The sequence below is a fragment of the Neotamlana nanhaiensis genome, from assembly GCF_000943555.1.
Taxonomy (GTDB): domain Bacteria; phylum Bacteroidota; class Bacteroidia; order Flavobacteriales; family Flavobacteriaceae; genus Neotamlana; species Neotamlana nanhaiensis.
On the sequence record NZ_JTDV01000010.1, the window covers coordinates 45302 to 66865 of the forward strand.

Below are 21564 nucleotides of genomic sequence, written 5' to 3' on the forward strand. Positions count from 1 at the left end.
GAATTAGTTCAACAATATAACTCTATTAAAAGCAATATCAAATAGATAATTCTCGCACGACTGCAAAAAGTCGTAATAAATTAAGAATTGAACATTACAGATATTTTAAGCAATTTATTCGAGAGTTTACATGATAAATATCATTCCATATAGGCTTCAATTCCAATAATTTTACTGTATTAAATTATTTAAGTCATGAAACCTAAAAAGAACCCAGAACTAGAAATAGGACGACATAGCAGTATATATTTTGCCATTGGGCTTAATTTAATGTTATTACTGTCTTGGAGAGCGCTTGAACACAGAACTTACCAGAAAGACGACTTTGTTATGGAAGTTCTAGATGTTAATTATAAAATTGAGGATGATATTCCTATTGTTAAAATGAATACGCCGGCTCCTCCTCCACCGCCTGCCAAAGTCCCCCAAATAATTGAAGTCATTGAGGATGATATTGTTGATATAGAAGAAACAGTTATTGAGAGCACAGAAACAGGGCAAGATGATGCCATTGAAGATTTTGTTGCTATTGGCGTTGATGAAGTGGTGGTTGAAGAAGTTGAAGAAGATGTGGAAGTTGCCTTTGCCGTAATTGAAGAAGTACCCGTTTTTCCTGGTTGCGAAGGATTAAGCAAAGAAAAAACTAAAGCTTGTTTTCAACAAAAAGTACAAGAGCATGTTGTAAAGAACTTTAATTACCCCGATGTTGCTTTACAACTAGGTATCCAAGGGCGTGTATCGGTTGTTTTTGTTATCGATTCACAAGGTAAAACTACCAAAATACGCTCTAGAGGCCCAGATAAATTACTTGAAAAAGAAGCCGAACGTATTATAAGCATAATGCCCAAAATGGAGCCCGGAAAACAACGTGGCAAACCTGTAACAGTACAATACGCAGTGCCTATTTACTTTAAATATGCTGCAACACATTAAAATGGGGTGATTTTGTTTCATGAGAGGCCGGATATGAATATGTTTTCTATCTGGCCTCTTTTTTGTTATAAAACTATCACTTTTACATTTCAGAATAAAAAAATAACAATTCGGTTATTCACTTTTTAAAAACCAATACTTCATCAAGATATTTGCAGTGTAATTAATTAAGCACTTTATTTATTAATTTTAAAAAAGTTTATAAAACATTACACCATGTCAAAATCTGGAAAAAACATATTAATCACTTTTATTTTAGGCTGTATCGTTTTTGTAATTGGCACCTTATTATCCGGTGGTTTTAATTTCGAAACGGTAAACGAAGCCATTATAAGCTTCGCCTTTTACCAATTGTACGCTTTTGTTTTAGGGTATTCAAATATGTTGTTTTTCGATTTTTTAAGTCGTAAAAACTGGAAAAAAACAGACTCTGTTAAACGCATAATTATTGGCGTAATTGGAGCCACAATTTTAACCATAATTGGGTTATTTATTTTACGAGCTTTAACCGCTCTATTAATGTATCACCAAACATTTAACGAGTTTATTACAAACGAAAAGTTTGCTTATTACAAGTTTGGTTTATGGATTACCTTAACCATTGTTGCCGTATTTCATGTAATTTACTTTTACAATAAATACCAACAAAACCGCATAAAAGAACAAAAAGTAATTGCAGGTACCGCGAGTGCTAAATTTGATGCTTTAAAAAACCAATTAGATCCGCATTTTTTATTTAACAGTTTAAATGTGTTAACTAGTTTAATTGAAGAAAACCCAGAAAGCGCACAAAAATTTACCACCTCGTTATCAAAAGTTTACCGTTATGTTTTAGAGCAAAAAAACAAAGAATTAGTTACGGTTGATGAAGAACTGCAATTCGCTAAAACCTATATGTCGCTTTTAAAAATGCGTTTTGAAGACAGTATTGTATTCAACATGCCCGAAAAAGCAAGTAACCCCGATAGTAAAGTGGTGCCATTATCGCTACAACTACTTTTAGAAAATGCCGTAAAACACAATATGGTTACAAGCAACAAACCTTTACATATAAGCATATATGAACAACAAGGCAATTTAGTGGTAGAAAACAATTTACAACCTAAACAAATCGTGAAAAAAAGTAGCGGTGTTGGCTTAAGTAATATTAAACAACGCTACCAACTTTTAACACATAAAAACGTATTCATTAATCAAGAAGCAAACCGTTTTGCAGTTGCAATACCAATGCTAACCAAACAATTATCAGTTATGAAACCTATGCATTCAAAATCAAATTTTAGCGATAGCTACGTGCGTGCACGCGACTACGTAAACGAACTTAAAGGCTTTTATTATAGTTTAATAAGCTATTTTGTAGTAATTCCTTTTTTAATTTACATTAACTACAACACCTATTGGGGCGTAAAATGGTTCTGGTTTCCTATGTTAGGCTGGGGCGTTGGTCTGGTTTTACAAGGCTTTAAAGTATTTGTTAATAATGGTGCCTTTGGTCGCAACTGGGAAAAACGTAAAATTGAACAATTTATTCGCGAAGAAGAAAATAAAAAACGTTGGAATTAAAAACTAAAAAATCATGGAAAATAAAGATATACAACCTTACAACGACGACTTTAAAAACAAAGCTTTTTTAAAAGAAGAAGCTTACCTACGAGCTAAAGAAAAAGTAAAAAAAATAGTAGGCTTTTATTGGCATTTAGCCGTTTTTATAGTAGTAAATGCCTTTATAATAATTACCATTGTTGTTAATGGTGGCAGTTTGTGGCACTTTGGTACCTGGGCAACACCTTTGTTTTGGGGCATTGGTTTACTTTTTCACTTTTTAGGTGTTTTTGGCGTTACGTTTTTATTTGGAAAAGACTGGGAAGAACGTAAAATTCGCGAGTTTATGGAAAAAGATAAATCGGAATGGGAATAACAAATTAATTAACAACACTAACCAATCAAAATTATGAATGTTATTATTATAGAAGATGAAAAACCTTCGGCACGTCGTTTACAACGTATGCTAGAAAAACTAAATATTAAAACCGATATTCTTTTGCATTCGGTTGAAGAATCTTTAGCTTGGTTTAGCAACAATACACATCCTGATTTAATTTTTTTAGATATCCAGCTAAGTGATGGCTTATCGTTCGAAATATTTGAAACAATTGCTATTAAATCGCCTGTAATTTTTACCACAGCCTACGATGAGTATGCGCTACAAGCGTTTAAACTTAATAGCATCGATTATTTATTAAAACCTATTGATGAAGACGATTTAGCAACGGCTGTAAAAAAATACCAAGAACGCCAACCACAACAACAAGCCGTTACTTTAGATTTTAACGATATAAAGAAACTTTTGGTAAACCCCATAGATCGTGAGTACAAAAAACGCTTTTCGGTAAAGGTTGGTCAGCATTTAAAACTTATTTCGGTTGATGATATTGAATGCTTTTTTAGTGAAAATAAAGGCACTTATTTACACACCACGGAAGGCCGAAACTATTTACTTGATACCACATTAGAACATTTAGAAAACGAACTAGAACCACAAACCTTTTTTAGAATTAACCGTAAATTTTTTGTGAATATTAACGCCATAAAAGATATGGTAAGCTACACCAATTCGCGTTTGCAAATAAAGCTTAAAACATACAACGAACAAGATGTTATAGTGGCTCGCGAACGTGTAAAAGATTTTAAAGCTTGGTTGGAATAATTATTTAATGTCTGACTTAAATGGTAAAAATAGTTTTAAATTGCTCGCAAATAATAATCATATTTTGTGACGGTTGATCGCCTTTAACTGCCATTTCTCTGGTATAATACGCCCAATGCACCTTTTGCCAATAGGCTAACGATTTATCGCCTTCGCCCTCAAGTTTAGCGTAATTAGCCGATATTTTATTGTAAGGTACGTGCTCGATTTTTATGGTTTTAATTATGGCCTTGGCCTCACCATTCCAATTAGTTACTATATTTAAATCGCCAACATTTGGAAACGCATAACCATAGGTTTTAAACCACCACAACGATGTTGATGTGGCTTGTTTAACACCTTGCACAACCAAACTTACGCAAGTATCGGCATCGGTTTGGTTATCGCAGAAATACCAAGCTTCGGGGCGATTATAATTTTTATGCTCTGGATTCGCTTTTACAAAGTTATTCCAAAGCGTTTGTACCGATGCGTTATTAAACGTTTTCATGTGCACAAAATACTATAATTTATACAAAGTTTGCGTTAAGGATTGCAGTGGAAAGCCCACAGGGAGGCACGACCGAGGACTTGTAACGGAAAGCCTGACCCCTTGTGGGTAACGCTCAAATAATTAAGTTTTTTTTACGGAAATACCTTTGAAACCCTGAAATAAATTCAGGGAGACAACAAGTATCTTAGAATTTAAACTTTTTGCTCTGGCAGTAATTTAAAAATCGAATTTATAGGTGGCACCTGCCAAAAACTGAATGCCCTGAACCGGGAAATTTTGCCATTTCTGGTAACTGTTGTTTGCTAAATTATTTCCTCTAGCATACACCGAAAATTTATCGTTTATATGGTAACCTACGTGTGCGTTGGCATCGAAAAAGCTATCTAGAGTTAAAGTTTGTGTAGTTGGAGAACTTTCCATTACAATTAAATCTTTTCGCTCGCCTACATAAAATAAATTTGCTCCTGCAAACCAATTTTGGTTGATTTGATAATCGAAAAACAACGACCCTTTTATGTCTGGTAAATTCCAAGCTTCTGGCTGTGTTTTGGCATCGTAAGCAAAATATTCGGCTTTTAAACCTAACTTAAAATTACGACTAACATCCACATTTATTTCGCCAGCTACTCCAAAGGTATCGACGTTATCGTAAACAATTCCGAAGGAATTCCCGTACTCGTAAGCCTCGGTAGCCGATACATCTTTTATAGCATTGGTTATAAACAAAGCTTTGTTTTTATCGGCATTGTAATGACCACTTATACTATAACTCATATTACTCGATAACTTACCTTTTAAACCAATGAAAGCTTTGTAAAGATTATCGGTTGGTGCAATATTTAAAGTTGGCGACACAAACGGGTTTTCGGCCGCAAAACCATAGTATGAATTTTGGTTTAAATCGCCTTGAACACCACCATAAACAATTAAAACATCGTTTACCAAACGATAAGTTGCTGTTACATTTGGATACAAATAAAACTTACTCGCCCCTGTTTCTTTATCGTTTAAATAATAGGTTGACACACCAAGATTTAAGGTTAAATCGTCGCGTTTAAGCTCGTAAGTTGGCGAAAGACCAACGAAGAAATTCCCATAATCGAGCGCATCGGTGGTGAAATAATTTTTATCGAACGTACCACCAAGATAATCGAATGTTAAACCTGCTGAGATTTCGATATCGTTTATAGGCAAATCGAAAGCTGTATTTACGACTAACCTATTTTCTCCCGAACCTTGGTTATCGCCGAAACGACGAAATTTAAAATCGGCCGATTTAATATAAGCATCTTCAAAAGAAATATCGGCACCAAAATGCGCATTATAAAACATATGATCGACCGCTGGGTTATTTGTCTGTACGGTTAAAACTTGCGATTCGGGCACACCATACCAGTTGTAAACTTGATGCTGAAAACCACCTTCTACATTCCAAGCGTAATCGCGCATGTGGCTACTGTAATTTACATTAACTTTTGAATTTGAAAAATGGTCGTCGAACTCAACGCCTTCAATACCGCCTTGTGAAGAATGATGACTTACATAACCACCAACACTTTCGTTACGGTTTAAAGCATGGTTTAAATACACTTCCCCTAGAAGTGTGGTGTATGTGCCCACGCCCAAAGTGGCGTAATTATCGAAAATTTTAGCAGGTTCGCGCTTTTCTACAACAGCTGCCTTACCTTTTGCAGGTGTAAATGTTGATGCCACCGGAAAAGAAAAAATATTGTATTTCACCACTTTTTTAGTTTCGGTGGTTTCGTCGTCAAGCTTTGGTGTTTCACGAACTTTAAACGCATCAGAAATAGTTGGTGTATATGGTTTTACAACATCAATAACACCAGTGTTTATAGTATCTCCTTGTCGGTTTTGAGAAAACGCTACCGTAGCATTAATTGTAAATACTACCAATAAAATATGTTTTATGTGCTTTCGCATGGGTTTTGCTTTTTTTTACTTAATCCACAACCGTGGAATTGATTTTGATTTTATTCTGATTGATATTTTGCACTATTAATTCAAGATAAACGCGTGTTGCTCTTAAAATTAATCTTCAGTTTCAATTGATGAATTTGTTTTAGCTTCTTCGGTTTTAATTTTCTTTAATTCGGCTCTCGCTTCGCTAATAACATCGTCGAAATCTGGAAAATTTTGGATCACACTTTCTAAAATATACGTGGCTTGAAATGCATCTTTTAAAGCATAAAAGTTTTTAGCCATAAGCACCAAACCTTTGGCACTGTAATATTTATAACCCGAAAAATCTTTTGCTAATTTTTGTACCGCCGTGTTTGAGGATTCATATTTTGCTTCTTTATTTTTAAAATAAGCGTTGTAATATAAAGCTTCAGCAGCGGTTTCGCCTGTGGCTACTTTTTCAACTTCTGCGTAAGAGGTTTTAGCTTTAGCTTCATTGTTTGTTTTTATAGCCGAACGTGCAATAATTACATGTGCATCACTTTTTATTTTGTTATCAATTTTTGAACTGTTCAACACTTTTTCCGCGTAAGCGACAGCCTCATTATAATTTTCTAATTGATAATTGGCTTTCATTAAATTAGACTGTGCAAACACCACGTTTTGAGGAAAATTAGCTTCGGCCTCCAAACGCTGTAGCACCGGAATAGCGTTTTTCCAGTTTTTCTTCTCTAAATGATATTGAGATAAACGTGTTAAAGCTTCTTCGGTATATTCGTTTTGCGATGTTTCCGCAATATATTGGTAATGTGGCGCTGCGTTTTCTAGCAAATCTTTTTTGTAATACAACTGTGCGATATAAAATTGCGCTTGTAAGGCGTGCAGACCATTTGGAAACTGACTTAAATATTGGTTGAATTGTTTAATGGCTCTATCGGTGTTGCCATCGACGTATTGTTTTTCGGCTGCTTCGTAAGTGGTATTATCCAAATCGGTGTCGGTAACCTCCACATAATCCAAGGTTTTTACCCAAGCAGCATACTCATCAACTTTTCCTAAATCAATATAAATTAAACGCGCCGTTGAAACCGCTTGCACTGCCTCGGGCGAACCTGCATAATTACTAGCAACGTTTTTAAACTTCACCAAAGCATCTTGGTTTTGGTTGGCGTTGTAATAAATTAAACCTTGTCGTAACAATGCTTTTGGCACAAACGAACTGTTTTTATACGCTACACTTAATTTGTTATACGTGGTGTGCGCTTTTTGAGTTTGACCTTCTTTCACATAAGAATTACCAAGTTCGTACATGGCATCGTCACGTAATTTTGACTTTGGATATGTTTCAATAAAAGTTTCTAATTCATGTATTTTTTTTGAAGATTGCCCCGCATAACCAACGCTTAAAGCTTTTTGAAAAAAGGCATAGTCGGATTCTATTTCGTTTAACTTTATGGCATTTTGATAGGCATTTATTGCATTTTGGTATTCGCTAGACACAAAATAACCATCGCCTAACCTTAAATACGCATCGTTAAGTCTTACCTTATCATCCTTATGATTACTAATGAATTGATTGAAATAGGTGGTTGCCTGCGGATAACTTTTTAACTTAAAATAAGTGTAGGCTAAATTATAATCTAAATTCTCGAATTCTGGTGTTTCTGAAGCTTCTGCCATTTGGCCAAACTGTTTAAAACCTATTAAAGCATCATCAAAATTAGATAAATTATAATCGGCTTCGGCTTTCCAAAAAGTCGCTCGTGCTGTGTAAATAGCTTCCAGCGATTCTTTTAACGAGGCATCAAATAAATTTTCGGCTTCTAAATAATCGTTTTCATTATACAACTCTAAACCGCGATAAAAAGCTACTTTTTGGTAAGCTACTTTGTTATCGTAACTATTTTTTCCTTTTAAAAGCTTTAAAGCTTCGGCATAGTTTTTTGATGTGATGTACGAATCGATTAACAGGGTTTCAATTTCTTCGCGATAGCTTGTTTCTGGGTATTTATCTAAATAAGCTGCTAAAACTTGTGGTGCCGATTGATACGGATTCCCTATTTCGTAACTAATTTTAGCATAATTCAACCAAGCATCTTCTTGAATTTTTAAATCGAAATCCATTTCTGAAGCATTTTTAAACGCATTTAAAGCTTCTTGTTTTTTATCGAGATGCACATAACTTTCGCCTAAATGATAATAGGCATTTTGAGCAATGCTGTTACTACCACCTACAATTTTATTAAACTCATTTATAGCATTTTCGTAATCTTTTTGTTTGTAATAGGTGTAACCCAATTGGTAATAATCGGTGTTATTCCACTTGGCGGTTTTATCGCGCTTTCCTTGTCGTCCTTGGTACGCTTTTAAATACGGTAAAGCTTCAGTGTAATTTTCGAGATTAAAGTAGCTCTCACCTATTATTTTTGATAGTTCGGATACTTCATTTTCGTCACTAGAATCTAATCGGTCTTTTGCTAACGCAATAGCTTTTTCAAAATTTCCTAGTTTAAAATTTAAATCGGCTTGGTAGTACGATAGTTTTTCTTTGTAACGTTCTTGGTCGCTTACCTGATCGAAATACTCGTTAGCTTCATCGTAATCGTCGCCTTCATAAGCCATAAAACCAATGTAATATTTGGCTTGTGAGCCATATTCTTTTGAGCTTTCAACACGATTTAAATACTTTTTAGCATCTTTATATTGCTTCACAGAAAACGCCGAATAACCATTGTTAAAGTAAAATTTTTCCTTTTCACTTCGGCCTAAAGCATTTTCGTTTACTTTATCATACCACTTTCTGGCATACGCATATTTAGAATTTTCGAAATAATAATCGGCTACATCAACATAAGCCGTATTTCGCTTGGTACTTGTTGGATATTCTGCTACAAAATTCTCAACCAATTGGTCGGCATTTTGCTGATTTAAACGCACCGCACAATTGGCTATATAATAAGCACAATCGGATTGTAAAATATCTTCTTCGGCCGTTTTTTTAACGCTCGAAAACAGCGATTGCGCTGCTAAATATTGCTGATTATTATAAAGCGATAATGCTTTTTGATAATCGACTAAGTTGCTAGTATAAGTGGCCGATTGCTGTGCCATTGTTGGGAAAACAAAACCCAAAACAAGCATGAGGGAAAGTATGTTTTTGTAAATCATTTACAAGTCGTTTTTTAATTTGAGTATTCAAAGATAAATGAATCTAAATTGTATAACGCAACAATCGTGCTAGAATTATAAATGGAGTTATTAAATATTTTAAATGATAAATTTTAGAATATTAAAAGTAAAAAGTAACACACTACACAATAAAAATATAAGCATATGGTTTGTTAGGTTAAACTATAAACTTTAAACTTGTACTCTTAAACTGTTATAACATGTCTACCCCTATTTTACAATTAAAAGACGTCTCTATTTTTCAAGGCGGAAGCTTAGTTCTTTCTAACATTAACTTAGAAATGAACAAAGGTGATTTTGTATATTTAATTGGTAAAACAGGCTCCGGAAAAAGTAGTTTTATGAAAACGCTTTACGGCGATTTACCTTTAACTGAAGGCGAAGGTAGCATTGTAGATTTTGACTTAAAAACTTTAAAAGAGAAAGAAATCCCGTTTTTAAGACGTAAATTAGGTGTTGTTTTTCAAGATTTTAAATTATTACCCGACAGAAACATTAATGATAATTTGCTTTTTGTTTTAAAAGCAACTGGTTGGAAAGACAAAACCAAAATGACCACTCGCGTTGAAGAAGTTTTAACCAAGGTGGACATGAAAACCAAAGGCTTTAAATTTCCGCATGAAATTTCTGGAGGCGAGCAACAACGTGTTGCCATTGCTCGTGCTTTACTAAACCATCCAGAATTAATTTTAGCCGATGAGCCCACAGGAAACTTAGACCCTCAAACCAGCATTGAAGTTATGGAGGTTTTACAAGAACTCAGCAAAAATGGTAACACTATTTTAATGGCAACACACGACTATGCGTTACTATTAAAATATCCTAGAAAAACATTAAAGTGCGACGAAAACCAAGTTTATGAAGTCGTGCAGCGAAAAAGCTAATGATTTACCATGTAATAAAACAAAAGGCCAAAACTTTAATTCCGAAAAAAGTTTTATTTAAAAACGAATTATTCTTTCGTTCGCTTTACGGTTTTTTTCACAAAGGCAAAACCCACCAATGCAATATTTGCAAGCATAAACTAAAACAGTTTGTACCTTTAAAAACCAACGATTTACTTTGCCCGTTTTGTGGTAGTTTATCAAGAAACCGTAGGTTATGGCATATTTTGAATAAAGAAGATGCTATAAATGGTTCTATCTTACATTTTTCACCATCACGAAGCTTATATAGAATCTTAAAAAAAGAATCTTCCGTAAAATACTTTAGCACCGATTTTGAAGATGAGTTTTTAGCCGATTACCAATTTGATATTACAAAAATAAATAGACCTAATAATAGTTTCGACACCATAATTTGCTATCATATTTTAGAGCATATTGTTGAGGATCACAAAGCCATGGAAGAGCTTTACCGTGTTTTAAAACCTAACGGAAAACTATTTATACAAACACCTTTTAAAGCAGGAGCTATTTACGAAGATGCATCAATTGTTTCACCTGAAGCTCGATTACAACATTTCGGACAAGAAGATCATGTAAGAATATATTCGGTTGAAGGCTTAAAAGAAAGATTAGAAAAGGTTGGCTTCACTGTTAACATACTTCAATTTAATAATCACATTGAAGACTCGAAGTTTTATGGGTTTACAATACCTGAAACCATCTTAAAACTTAGCAAATAATGCTTTCGGTATTAATTCCAACATACAACTGCCAAATTACCCAGCTTGTAAATATTTTACACAAACAAACCACCGCTTTAAATATTGCATTTGAAATAATTGTTTTTGATGATTGCTCTACAAACAAAGAAACTACTAGGCAAAACCAACGAATAACTGCTTTAAAAAACACATATTATACTATTTTAAGTAAAAACTTAGGAAGAAGCGCCATTAGAAACGCTTTAGCAAAACAAGCAAAATACGATTTGCTGCTTTTTATAGACGCTGGTACCATACCTAAAAGTAATAGTTTTATTAAAAATTATATTGACTTAAAAGTTCACAAAATAGCATCAGGAGGTATGACATTTCTAGAAATTCCTCCCCAAAAACCTAATAAATTACGATGGTTGTACACGAAACGACGCGAATTTAAGGCTCTATGCTCTTCAAATTTTATAATACAAAAAGAAGTGTTTTTATCTCATCCTTTCGATGAAACCATAAAAACCTATGGCTACGAAGATGTTTTGTTTTTTAACACCTTAAAACAACATCAATTTAAAATACATTTTTTTAATAATCCGGTTATTCATAATGCCGACGATAACGCCAAAATTTTTATAAAGAAAACGGAAACAGCCTTAAATAACTTAGTGTTACTTTATAAGAAGAAGAAGATTTCTCCAGAACAAGTTAAACTATTACATGTGTATTTAACTTTAAAATCTTTAAAAATAGCTGGTTTAACCTCCTTTATCTTTAAAATTGTTAGACCATTAGTGCTAATCAACTTAAATTCTAACAATCCCTCTATTTTATTGTTCGATTTTTACAGAATAGGTTACCTTTGCCGCCATTAACAAAAAGCGAATGTCATTTTTTTCTGTAATTATTCCTTTGTATAACAAGGAAAAATATATTGAAGCCACCTTAAATAGTGTTTTAAACCAAGAATTTAAAGACTTTGAAATTATTATTTTTGATGATGGCAGTACAGATGATAGCTTAAAGCAGGTTGAAGCATTCTCTGATTCAAGAATTTTAATAATAAAAGAGATAAACCAAGGTGTTTCGGCCGCAAGAAACAAATCAATTGAGCTGGCCAAAGGCAAGTACATAGCGCTTTTAGATGCCGATGATATTTGGGAACCAAACCATTTAACAGAATTACACAAATTAATAACACTTTTTCCAGAAGCTGGACTCTATTGTAACAACTACCGTGTGTTTTATAACAGTGCTGTGTCTCGACCTGCAAAATTTAATTTTCAATACGCTGCAAATGGGGTATTGGTTAACGATTTTTTTAAGGCGAGCATTATAAATTGTGTTGCTTGGACGTCATCGGTATGTTTTGCAAAAAATACATTTACTGAAATTGGAGGGTTTAAACCCCACTTAAAAACATCGCAAGATTTAGATTTGTGGATTAGGTTTGCCCTTAAGCACCAAGTAGCTTTTAACCCTAAAATAACTATGAGCTACAAACAATACGTTAGTAATAGTTTATCGAAAAACGAAAGCCATTATAACGAAATTCGCTATAATTTTATATCTAGTTTCTCTGAATTTGAAAAAACAAATACCTCTTTAAAATTATATTTAGATATAAATAGATATGCCGTTTCGCTTAGAGCCTTGATAAACAATAATAAACCGCTGTATAAAAAACTAAAGCAGGAAATTGACTTTAAAAACTTAAACTTTAAGCAAAAAATACTAATAAATACTCCAAAAGTGGTGTTAAAACTTCTTAAAAAGCTTCAAATAAGTTTAATTAAAATGCGTGTTTATTTAACGGCATTCGATTAATTAATATCTTGCTCTATTAATCTTTTCCAATCTTTGGCTATTTTTTCAACAGCAAATTTCTCAACACTTTTTCTAGAATTATTTTTACAAGTTTTATAAAGTTGCTTATCTATAACAAAACTATTAAATGCTTTTGCTAAAGCCTCTGGATTATGGTTTTCAACCAATAAACCATTGTGTTTATGTTTTACAATTTCACTTGGCCCCGATTTACAATCTACAGAAATCACAGGTGTTCCGCAAGTTAAAGATTCTATTAATACTCTTGGAAAACCTTCGTGATAACTTGTTAAAGCAGTAAAAACAGCATTCTTCACGTAAGGAAATGGGTTTCTTAAAAAAGGAGCATATTTAACTTTATTGTTTACTTTTAGGTTATTTATTAATCCTTTTAAAATATGGACATCGTTACCAAACCCAATAATGAGGAGATTAATGTTTTTATCTGGTAATGTTGATTTTTTATAGGCGTTTAATAACAAGGTGAAGTTTTTTACACTTTCTTCAATACGACCATACCACAAAATAAAATTGGAGGGCGTTTTTACCTCTTTATTTAACCTAACATCCAACAAGTTAACATCAATTGCATTATAAATTTGTTTAACATTTTTTAATCCATAGTTTTTTTTAATGGACTTTTCTATTTCTTTACTTACGGCAACCAATTCAATAGGTTTTTTATAGAGCAATTTTGCCAAAACTTTATTTTGCGGAAAATATTTTTGAAGCCCATAACTACGTACCACAGCAATCCTTTTTTTTGCCTTAAAAACGAAATTGTATAAAAAAAACTCCTTAAAAAAACTCGGTCGGGTCCGGTTATCAATAATAACATCAAATTTATTTCTTTTAAAATATTGGCGCAAGGTTTTAAATTTATCAAAGCTAGTAAACTTAACACCAAGCTCTTTTTCTAGATTAAATAAGGTACCTGCATATTTATAGTCTATATCGTTCTTAGTTATCATTATGTGCACATCATAACTCAAACCAGTTAGCATTTGTGAGAGTATCGCACTAGAACGTTCTGCGCCTCCTTTTCCTAAAGATGTTGCAACAATGCATATTTTTTTCATAACCTCTTGCTATAAATCCAATTAATCACCCGTTTTAAAATAGGCATCATAATCCAAAGTATCAAAAACAATCCGAGTTCTTTCCCTTAAATGTTCACTAAAAATACTACGAGAAGAATCAACATCTTTTGCCTTTATACAAAACAAATCCGCCATGGAATGAAACAAATCATCGGACATATACTTTCGGTCTTGATTAGAAAAAAGATTTCGATTTTGTTTATATTTTTCTGACTGCCAAAGCACAAAAGGAATCTCGTATACATTTTTTGTTCTTACCATGTCTCTAAAATGACCTGAAAACTCAATATCGTCATATACTTCTTCGCCATGATCGGAAAAATAAAGCACTGCACTTGTAACATTTTTACTTTTAACCGACTCAATCACAGACTTAACTATATAATCTGTATAACGTACAGCATTATCGTAAGCATTAATCTGACTATAAATAACATCCTTTTTAAACTTGCTTCTTGGAATATCTTTAAAAACATTATAATGTTCTGGATAGCGATACTTATAGTTCATGTGCGTTCCTAAAGTGTGCAAAAAAACAACCTTTTTATCGTTTTTATCTTGAAGCACTTCATGCATTTTTTTAACCAAAACTTCATCATACAATGTTTTTTCCTTTGCATTTTTAATATTCAAAAAATACGACTCACTTGCCCCCATGCCTATTTTTGTAACATAAGAATCGTTAGCTCCTAATGGTTTTTGTGCCGAAATCCAATAGGTTTTAAAGCCTGCTTGATTTAATAACTGGATGATTGAACCATTATATTTAGCATCTGGATTTTCATAATTCCCCAAGGTAAGCACTTTAGTTAAACTAGCTATGGTATAAGTATCTGGACTAATAACTTTGTTGTAAATTGTTAATTCGTCTTTCATAGCATCGAGCAATGGTGTCGTATTTCTGTAATATCCATATATACCTAAATGCGACCGCGCCGTTGATTCTCCAACAATTACTACATAGATTTCTTCTCCGTAAATTTTAATAGACCTTTCTACATTTGTAAAACTGCCCATTTTATCTTTAGCATAATCACCTAACTTACTAGATTCTATATGGTAGCCAACGGCAGATCTAGCAATCATAAAGGGCAAATTGTAAATTATTAAACCTGAAAACTTTAACAAAATAATGATACCAAAAGCAAGAAGCGACATTTTTGTAGCAATTCGAGGAAATTGTAAGCTTAACTTGTTTAATTTAGTTAACAAAAATAAGGTTACAACCAATAAGCTAATTCCTAAAACAATAATAGGTGTGTCAAAATAAAAACCTATAAATTCTTTGGTTTCTTCGGAGTTGGTATCGAATGCTACAAAAATTGCCGATTCTGTAAATATGGTTTTAAACAGATAATAAAAAGCTGTTTCAACAAATAAGAACACCGAAAAAACAACAAAAGATACATTTAAATAATATGACTTTAACTTATTATTACCAAAACAGTAAAGCGGACAAATAAGAACTATAGCAAAAAGGATATTTTCTACAAGGTTTAAAACTAAGCTTAGGGCCAATTTACTAAAAACACACTCAAACAGTATAGCAACTAAAATAAGTAATAGGTATTTTGAAAATATCTTAAAAAATTTGGACATAACTTGTTTACAACGTATTGCTTTTACCAAAAGCATAGTTTTTAAATATAAAAACCACAACAACTAAGTATATAACGTACCTAAAAAAATGTGCCATTACAACACCTTTTAGACCAAAGTTATTAATAAGTAAGTGTGATATAACTACAAATAAAACTACTGCTAAAACTTCAGTAAAAATATAAAACTTCATTCGCCTTTTTGCCAAAAACTGATAGGATAATACAAATGCAACAAATTTAATAAAATCACCCAAAAGCTGCCATAAAAACAAGTCACTTACTTCTAAAAACTCTCTAGTATACAAAAGGTTAACAATAGTTTCTCGTAATAGAAACACCAAAAACATTCCTAAAAAAATAAGAGGTAACAACAGTTTGTAAATTTGTTTCACTTCAACCTTAAATTCTGAAAAGCGATCTATTTGTGAATATTTAGGTAATATATATAACGGAAATATGGCCGCTGTAAACTGCATGTAAGTTTTAGAAATAGACGTCATTGCCGTCCAATACCCCGCAGCCGACATATTTAATTTATTTTCTATAAGATTTCTAACAATTATATCTGTTAAATTAACAGACAATACAACTACTAAAGTTACACCACCGTAACTAAGTAAATCTTTTTTTAAGTTGGAGCTAAAACTTACTTTTTTAAAACTAAAATATGTCGAAACTATTTTTCTTGAAAAAAAGATGTAATTAAAAAATTGAAGAAGAGGGTTAATAATAATTGCAAATAAACTACCCATTAAGCCCCATTTAATTGTAAAAACCACCAATAAAACAGATGTTAAAACAATTGAAACCAACGTGATTTTTGTGTATTGTTTATACTGAGAAAGCCCATTTAATAAGGCGTATAAAATCACATTAACTGCCATAAAGGGAAAAATAAACGACAAAACTTTAATAACTAACACATAGTTATTTTGTTTACCAAAAACGTAATTATTAATTGGTTCGGCAAAAAAAAACAGCACTAAAAAAGATGCTATTGTCGAAAGCATTGAAAACACAAAAGTTGCTGAAAAAAGCGCATGTAACTTTTTACTATTGTCTTTAAATTCCGCTATGTATTTTATCAATCCATTCGTCGTTCCTAAAACCGATAATTGCTCAAGAAAAACAACTAGGTTTTTTAAGTTTCCAATAATAGCTAGTCCTTCTGCCCCAACAATAACGGCAAGAATTTTTTGCGAAATTACCGAAAACCCCATTCTTACCAATACCAAAAATGTATTTGCCGATGTTGCTTTAAGTAGCAAATTACTTTTTATAAACTCCCGAAGTCTAAACATTCAAAAAAAGCGCTTAAATGTTCTCTATTTTTTCTCTGTCAGCTCCAAAAAACGAGCTGCTAAAAATTAGTAAAATAATGCCATAATACATAACATAACTTACAAAGTGAGCAACCACAGCACCTTTTACACCGCCAAATGCATTTATAAAATACACACTGGTTATATATAAAATAATAATTAAAAAAGCCTCGGTTAATACATAGTGCCAAAACATTTTTTTTGCAAGAAACTGATAGGCAATAATAATGGAAAGTACTTTTACAAAGTCCCCCAAAAGCTGCCAGAAAAACAAGTCTTCTACAGGTTGAAATTCTTCAGTAAAAACGCCTAAAATAATGTATTTTTTAAAGACATAGATGAGTAGCATTCCTGCACCCAAAAATGGCACAATAGTTTTATAAAAATGCCACACTTCCTTTTTAAAAGCCTTTGTTGTTTTAATTTCTGAAAAACGCGGTAATAAATACAACGAAATTAACGAGCTTACAAACATTAAATAATATTTAGAGAGCCTTGTCATAGCTTCCCAAAAACCAGCTTCCTTATAACCAATATTATCAATAATATACGATCGAATAGCAATAGTAACTAAAGGTAATAACAACGCCGGAAATAAAGCCATAACAGAATACGCACTTAACTTTTTCAACATTTTAAAACTTATAGCTTTAACCTGTATATGCGGCAACATACTTTTTCTGTTAATAATGCCAACGAGTGTAATTAAAAAGATAATAGACTCTGCAATAGCAACCGAAATTAAAGCGCCTTTTAACCGTTCTTGATATATTAACAATAAAGCAATACTCACACTAAGTATTTGCCCTATGATATTGATTATAATAAGAATTTTATACTTTGAAAACCCATTTATAATAGAAAAGGTAAACATGTTTAAAGCATAAAACGGTAAGGCAATAGCGAATATTTTTATAACATAACCGTAGTCGTTATAACTTGGAAATATGATGGTATTTATCCATTCAGCACCAAAATAACAGAAAAAAGAAACGAGCATGGTAGACATAAACCCGAAATAATAGGCCGTAGAAAGCGTTTTAGCTAAAGCCTTACTATTATCCTTAAATTGTGCAACATACTTAACAATACCTTTATAAAAGCCTTGAGTGGCTAAGGTTTGAAACGCAGCTACAAAATTTCTTAAATTACCAATTAAAGCTAGCCCAAATGGCCCCACAATTACGGCAATAGCTTTCGAGGTTAGTAAGCCTGCAATTATTCTGGTTATTATGGCAACCATATGCAGCGAAGCTATTTTTACTAAAACTTTATCGTTTATGTATTCTATTAATTTTCTCAATTAATAACTTTTGGATTGGCAGATTAACTCTACAACGTAAAAATTAACCTAATATTCTAAAAACACGGTTACTGTGTGCTTAAATATACAAATCATTTAGCTTTATCATAATTTAAAGCCTACGAGATATTAATGTTTCCGATAAAAAGCAATTAAAACTACTTTTTAACGATATAATATAAGTTGATAAAAAAAATAGCCAGATTAGTTATAATAATTGGCTTAGATAACGGAGTAAGTAAAAAACCGTAACAAACAAATAATAAACACCCTACGCAATTAACAATGCGCAAACGGGTAACGGCTTTCATTAAAAATGAAGTTAAAACGGTAGCGGTGGCTAGGTAACCTAGCCACTCTACCCAATGTATTCCGAAAAAATCCATATATTAAATAGATTTATTTCGTTTTCTATCTACTTCTTTTAAGTATATTTTACGAAGACGTAAGTGGTTTGGTGTAACCTCAACGTATTCATCTTTTTGTATGTATTCTAAAGCTTCTTCTAACGAGAATTTAATAGCAGGTACAATTTTAGCTTTATCATCTGCACCAGCACTACGTACGTTACTCAACTTTTTAGTTTTGGTAACGTTAACCGTCATATCATCCTGACGAGAGTTTTCACCAATTACCTGTCCTTCGTAAATATCTTCACCTGGATCGATAAAAAACTTACCTCTATCTTGTAATTTGTCAATAGAATAAGGAATAGCAGTACCATTTTCCATAGATACTAACGACCCATTTTGACGCTCTGGAATTCCACCTTTTAGGGGCTGATATTCTTTAAAACGGTGTGCCATAATAGCTTCACCCGCAGTAGCTGTTAATAACTGGTTACGTAAACCAATAATACCACGGGATGGAACAATAAACTCACAAACCATACGGTCGCCTTTAGCTTCCATACTCGTCATTTCACCTTTACGCATCGTTACCAATTCTACCGCTTTACCCGATACATTTTCAGGTAAATCAATGGTCATTTCCTCAACTGGTTCACATTTTACACCATCAATTTCTTTAATAATTACTTGTGGCTGACCAATTTGTAACTCATAACCTTCACGACGCATCGTTTCAATTAATACCGATAAATGCAGTACACCACGGCCAAAAACCATAAACTTATCAGCACTATCAGTTTCTTGAACACGTAAGGCTAAGTTCTTTTCAAGCTCTTTGGTTAAACGCTCTTTAATATGGCGCGATGTTACAAACTTTCCATCCTTTCCAAAGAAAGGCGAATCGTTAATAGTAAATAACATACTCATTGTTGGCTCATCGATAGCAATGGTTTTTAAACCTTCTGGATTTTCAAAATCGGCAACCGTATCACCAATCTCAAAACCATCAAGACCAACAATAGCACAAATATCTCCAGTTTGTACTTCATCAACTTTAATACGTCCTAAACCTTCAAAAACATGTAATTCTTTAATTCTATTTTTAACCATAGAACCATCACGTTTTACTAAAGTAATTTGTTGATTAACCTTTAATTCACCACGTGTTAAACGCCCAATAGCAATACGTCCTGTAAAGCTCGAGAAATCTAACGATGTAATTAACATTTGCGTAGTACCTTCTTCAATTTTTGGCTCAGGAATATGCTCAATCACCATATCTAATAAAGGCTCAATATTTTCGGTTGGCTTTTGCCAATCTTCACTCATCCAGTTGTTTTTCGCACTACCATAAACCGTTGGAAAATCTAACTGCCACTCCTCTGCTCCAAGTTCGAACATTAAATCGAATACTTTTTCATGTACCTCTTCTGGCGTACAGTTTTCCTTATCCACTTTATTTACAACAACACAAGGTTTTAACCCTAAATCAATAGCCTTTTGTAACACAAAACGTGTTTGTGGCATAGGGCCTTCAAAAGCATCAACAAGTAACAACACACCATCGGCCATATTTAAAACACGCTCAACTTCACCACCAAAATCGGCGTGACCAGGCGTATCAATAATATTAATTTTAGTGTCTTTATAAGTAACCGAAACGTTTTTAGAAGTAATAGTAATACCTCGTTCACGCTCTAAATCGTTGTTATCTAAAATTAAATCGCCAGTATTTTCGTTTTCTCTAAATAACTGACAGTGATACATAATTTTATCAACCAAAGTCGTTTTCCCGTGGTCAACGTGCGCAATAATTGCAATGTTTTTAATAGTAGCCATAATAGTGCTTATTTTAAGGGCGCAAAGGTAGTTATAAATTCTCGATATTCAACACATTTTTTTTATTTGGGCATTACCCTTTGCAACCCACAAAATTTCCAACTTAAAACCATGTTTATTAATAGGTTGCAAAGCGTCGCGCTTTCGTTACTCGCGCTCTGCGAGGCGCTCAAACAGGCCACTCAATCGCTAATGCACTTTTTTGCTAAGGTTGTTTTATGTAGTGCTTTAATTTTGGTGTATTAAATTCGGGCATTAATACTATCTTTGTGGCATCAAATTTTAAAGCATGACACTTCAAGACATCCCTAAAATAAAACATACCAATAGCAACAACTTCTTTTTACTTTGTGGCCCATGCGCCATTGAAGGCGAAGACATGGCTTTTCGCATTGCCGAAAAAGTGGTTAACATTACCAACAAGCTAGAAATTCCGTATGTATTTAAAGGAAGTTTTAAAAAGGCCAACCGCAGTCGTATTGATAGTTTTACAGGCATTGGCGACGAAAAAGCCTTGGAGATTCTTGCCAAAGTATCCGAAAAATTTGATGTTCCAACCATTACCGATATTCACGAAATAAGCGATGCCGCCAAAGCTGCACAATGTGTAGATGTGTTGCAAATTCCGGCGTTTTTAGTACGTCAAACCGATTTGGTTGTAGCTGCCGCCGAAACTGGCAAAGTGGTGAACCTTAAAAAAGGACAATTTATGAGTCCGGAAGCCATGAAACACGCCGTACAAAAAGTAAAAGATGCTGGTAGCGACAAAGCTTGGATTACCGATCGTGGTACCATGTTTGGCTACCAAGACATGATTGTAGATTTTCGTGGCATACCAACCATGAAGCAATACGCTCCAGTGGTTCTTGATGTCACGCACTCTTTACAACAACCTAACCAAACAGCTGGAGTAACAGGTGGTCGCCCAGATATGATAGAAACTATTGCACGTGCTGGTGTTGTAAATAATGTAGATGGATTATTTATTGAAACGCATTTCGATCCTGCAAACGCAAAAAGCGATGGCGCGAACATGCTTCATTTAGATAATTTAGAGCAACTTTTAACGAATCTTGTTACTATCCGAAAGACTATTAATAATTTATAATCGGGTATAATAAAACGCCAAAAATCCTATTAACAGGAACTTCTTTTTAGTAATTCATAGCACTTTTTAAATACATGTGCTCATTTCACCTGTGCGCTATTCTCAATAAAAAACACCTCTTATTGAAATAACCCAAAACTCTACTTCCCATAACCAATAATCACTTAAAAAATTAACACTTAAAAAATTTATTTATAATTAGTCTAAATAAATTTTGAAGTTATGTTTTTCCCTCATAGATTTGCGTTATATTATTTAGACTAATTAAAAATAAA

General features: G+C 33.1%; 17 protein-coding genes. 9 read left to right on the top strand and 8 right to left on the bottom strand.

The window, feature by feature from the left end; translation table 11 throughout:
* Window positions 1-195: 195 nt before the first annotated feature.
* The 4 genes from PK35_RS10715 to PK35_RS10730 all read left to right on the top strand — a co-directional run bounded on the left by PK35_RS10715 (window position 196) and on the right by PK35_RS10730 (window position 3640).
* Window positions 196-933: an energy transducer TonB gene (locus PK35_RS10715; RefSeq protein WP_044626721.1), complete on the top strand. Its 738-nt coding sequence runs from the start codon at window positions 196-198 to the stop codon at window positions 931-933.
* A 216-nt stretch (window positions 934-1149) separates the two neighbouring features.
* A complete protein-coding gene (locus tag PK35_RS10720; protein ID WP_044626722.1) occupies window positions 1150-2496 on the top strand; it encodes a histidine kinase in 1347 nt (448 codons plus the stop codon).
* 13 nt (window positions 2497-2509) lie between these two features.
* Complete coding sequence (locus PK35_RS10725) at window positions 2510-2851, top strand: 2TM domain-containing protein (RefSeq protein ID WP_044626723.1); 342 nt, start codon at window positions 2510-2512, stop codon at window positions 2849-2851.
* Between the two features lie 33 nt (window positions 2852-2884).
* Window positions 2885-3640 carry a LytR/AlgR family response regulator transcription factor gene (locus PK35_RS10730; RefSeq protein ID WP_044626724.1) on the top strand — a complete coding sequence of 252 codons (756 nt, stop codon included), beginning with the start codon at window positions 2885-2887 and terminating at the stop codon, window positions 3638-3640.
* A gap of 16 nt (window positions 3641-3656) precedes the next feature.
* Here the strand turns inward: PK35_RS10730 and PK35_RS10735 are convergent, their stop codons facing one another.
* From PK35_RS10735 to PK35_RS10745, 3 genes are all read right to left on the bottom strand, one after another.
* Complete coding sequence (locus PK35_RS10735; RefSeq protein WP_044626725.1) at window positions 3657-4130, bottom strand: ASCH domain-containing protein; 474 nt, start codon at window positions 4128-4130, stop codon at window positions 3657-3659.
* A 219-nt stretch (window positions 4131-4349) separates the two neighbouring features.
* Window positions 4350-6074, bottom strand: a complete 1725-nt coding sequence (locus tag PK35_RS10740; protein WP_044626726.1) for a porin family protein — start codon at window positions 6072-6074, stop codon at window positions 4350-4352.
* Between the two features lie 108 nt (window positions 6075-6182).
* On the bottom strand, window positions 6183-9221 hold the full coding sequence (locus PK35_RS10745; RefSeq protein ID WP_044626727.1) for a tetratricopeptide repeat protein: 3039 nt from the start codon (window positions 9219-9221) through the stop codon (window positions 6183-6185).
* 221 nt (window positions 9222-9442) lie between these two features.
* Between PK35_RS10745 and PK35_RS10750 the strand changes: the two genes are divergently transcribed.
* Genes PK35_RS10750 through PK35_RS10765 form a run of 4 tightly spaced genes read left to right on the top strand, consistent with a single transcriptional unit; the run spans window position 9443 to window position 12666 of the window.
* Window positions 9443-10126, top strand: coding sequence for a cell division ATP-binding protein FtsE (locus PK35_RS10750; protein ID WP_044626728.1), 684 nt, complete (start codon window positions 9443-9445; stop codon window positions 10124-10126).
* Window positions 10126-10869, top strand: coding sequence for a class I SAM-dependent methyltransferase (locus PK35_RS10755; protein WP_238320910.1), 744 nt, complete (start codon window positions 10126-10128; stop codon window positions 10867-10869). The genes PK35_RS10750 and PK35_RS10755 overlap by 1 nt, the downstream gene beginning before the upstream one ends.
* A complete protein-coding gene (locus tag PK35_RS10760; protein WP_044626729.1) occupies window positions 10869-11714 on the top strand; it encodes a glycosyltransferase family 2 protein in 846 nt (281 codons plus the stop codon). The genes PK35_RS10755 and PK35_RS10760 overlap by 1 nt, the downstream gene beginning before the upstream one ends.
* 10 nt (window positions 11715-11724) lie before the next feature.
* A complete protein-coding gene (locus PK35_RS10765) occupies window positions 11725-12666 on the top strand; it encodes a glycosyltransferase family 2 protein (RefSeq protein ID WP_044626730.1) in 942 nt (313 codons plus the stop codon).
* On the opposite strand, the gene PK35_RS10770 is transcribed toward PK35_RS10765, so the two are convergent.
* From PK35_RS10770 to typA, 5 genes are all read right to left on the bottom strand, one after another.
* Entirely contained in the window at window positions 12663-13745 is a 1083-nt protein-coding gene (locus tag PK35_RS10770; RefSeq protein ID WP_044626731.1) for a glycosyltransferase, read from the bottom strand. The two genes, PK35_RS10765 and PK35_RS10770, sit on opposite strands and share 4 nt — an antisense overlap.
* A 21-nt stretch (window positions 13746-13766) precedes the next feature.
* A complete protein-coding gene (locus PK35_RS10775; RefSeq protein WP_157841066.1) occupies window positions 13767-15365 on the bottom strand; it encodes a sulfatase-like hydrolase/transferase in 1599 nt (532 codons plus the stop codon).
* 7 nt (window positions 15366-15372) lie between these two features.
* Entirely contained in the window at window positions 15373-16668 is a 1296-nt protein-coding gene (locus tag PK35_RS10780; protein WP_044626733.1) for an O-antigen translocase, read from the bottom strand.
* Between the two features lie 13 nt (window positions 16669-16681).
* Window positions 16682-17992, bottom strand: a complete 1311-nt coding sequence (locus PK35_RS10785; protein WP_044626734.1) for an O-antigen translocase — start codon at window positions 17990-17992, stop codon at window positions 16682-16684.
* A gap of 389 nt (window positions 17993-18381) precedes the next feature.
* Window positions 18382-20181, bottom strand: coding sequence for a translational GTPase TypA (typA, locus tag PK35_RS10795; protein ID WP_044626736.1), 1800 nt, complete (start codon window positions 20179-20181; stop codon window positions 18382-18384).
* A gap of 289 nt (window positions 20182-20470) precedes the next feature.
* Here typA and kdsA point away from each other — a divergent pair, with 289 nt between their 5' ends.
* The gene (gene kdsA / locus PK35_RS10800; protein WP_044626737.1) at window positions 20471-21289 is read left to right on the top strand and encodes a 3-deoxy-8-phosphooctulonate synthase; all 819 of its coding nucleotides are present in this window, start codon (window positions 20471-20473) and stop codon (window positions 21287-21289) included.
* Window positions 21290-21564: the final 275 nt, after the last annotated feature.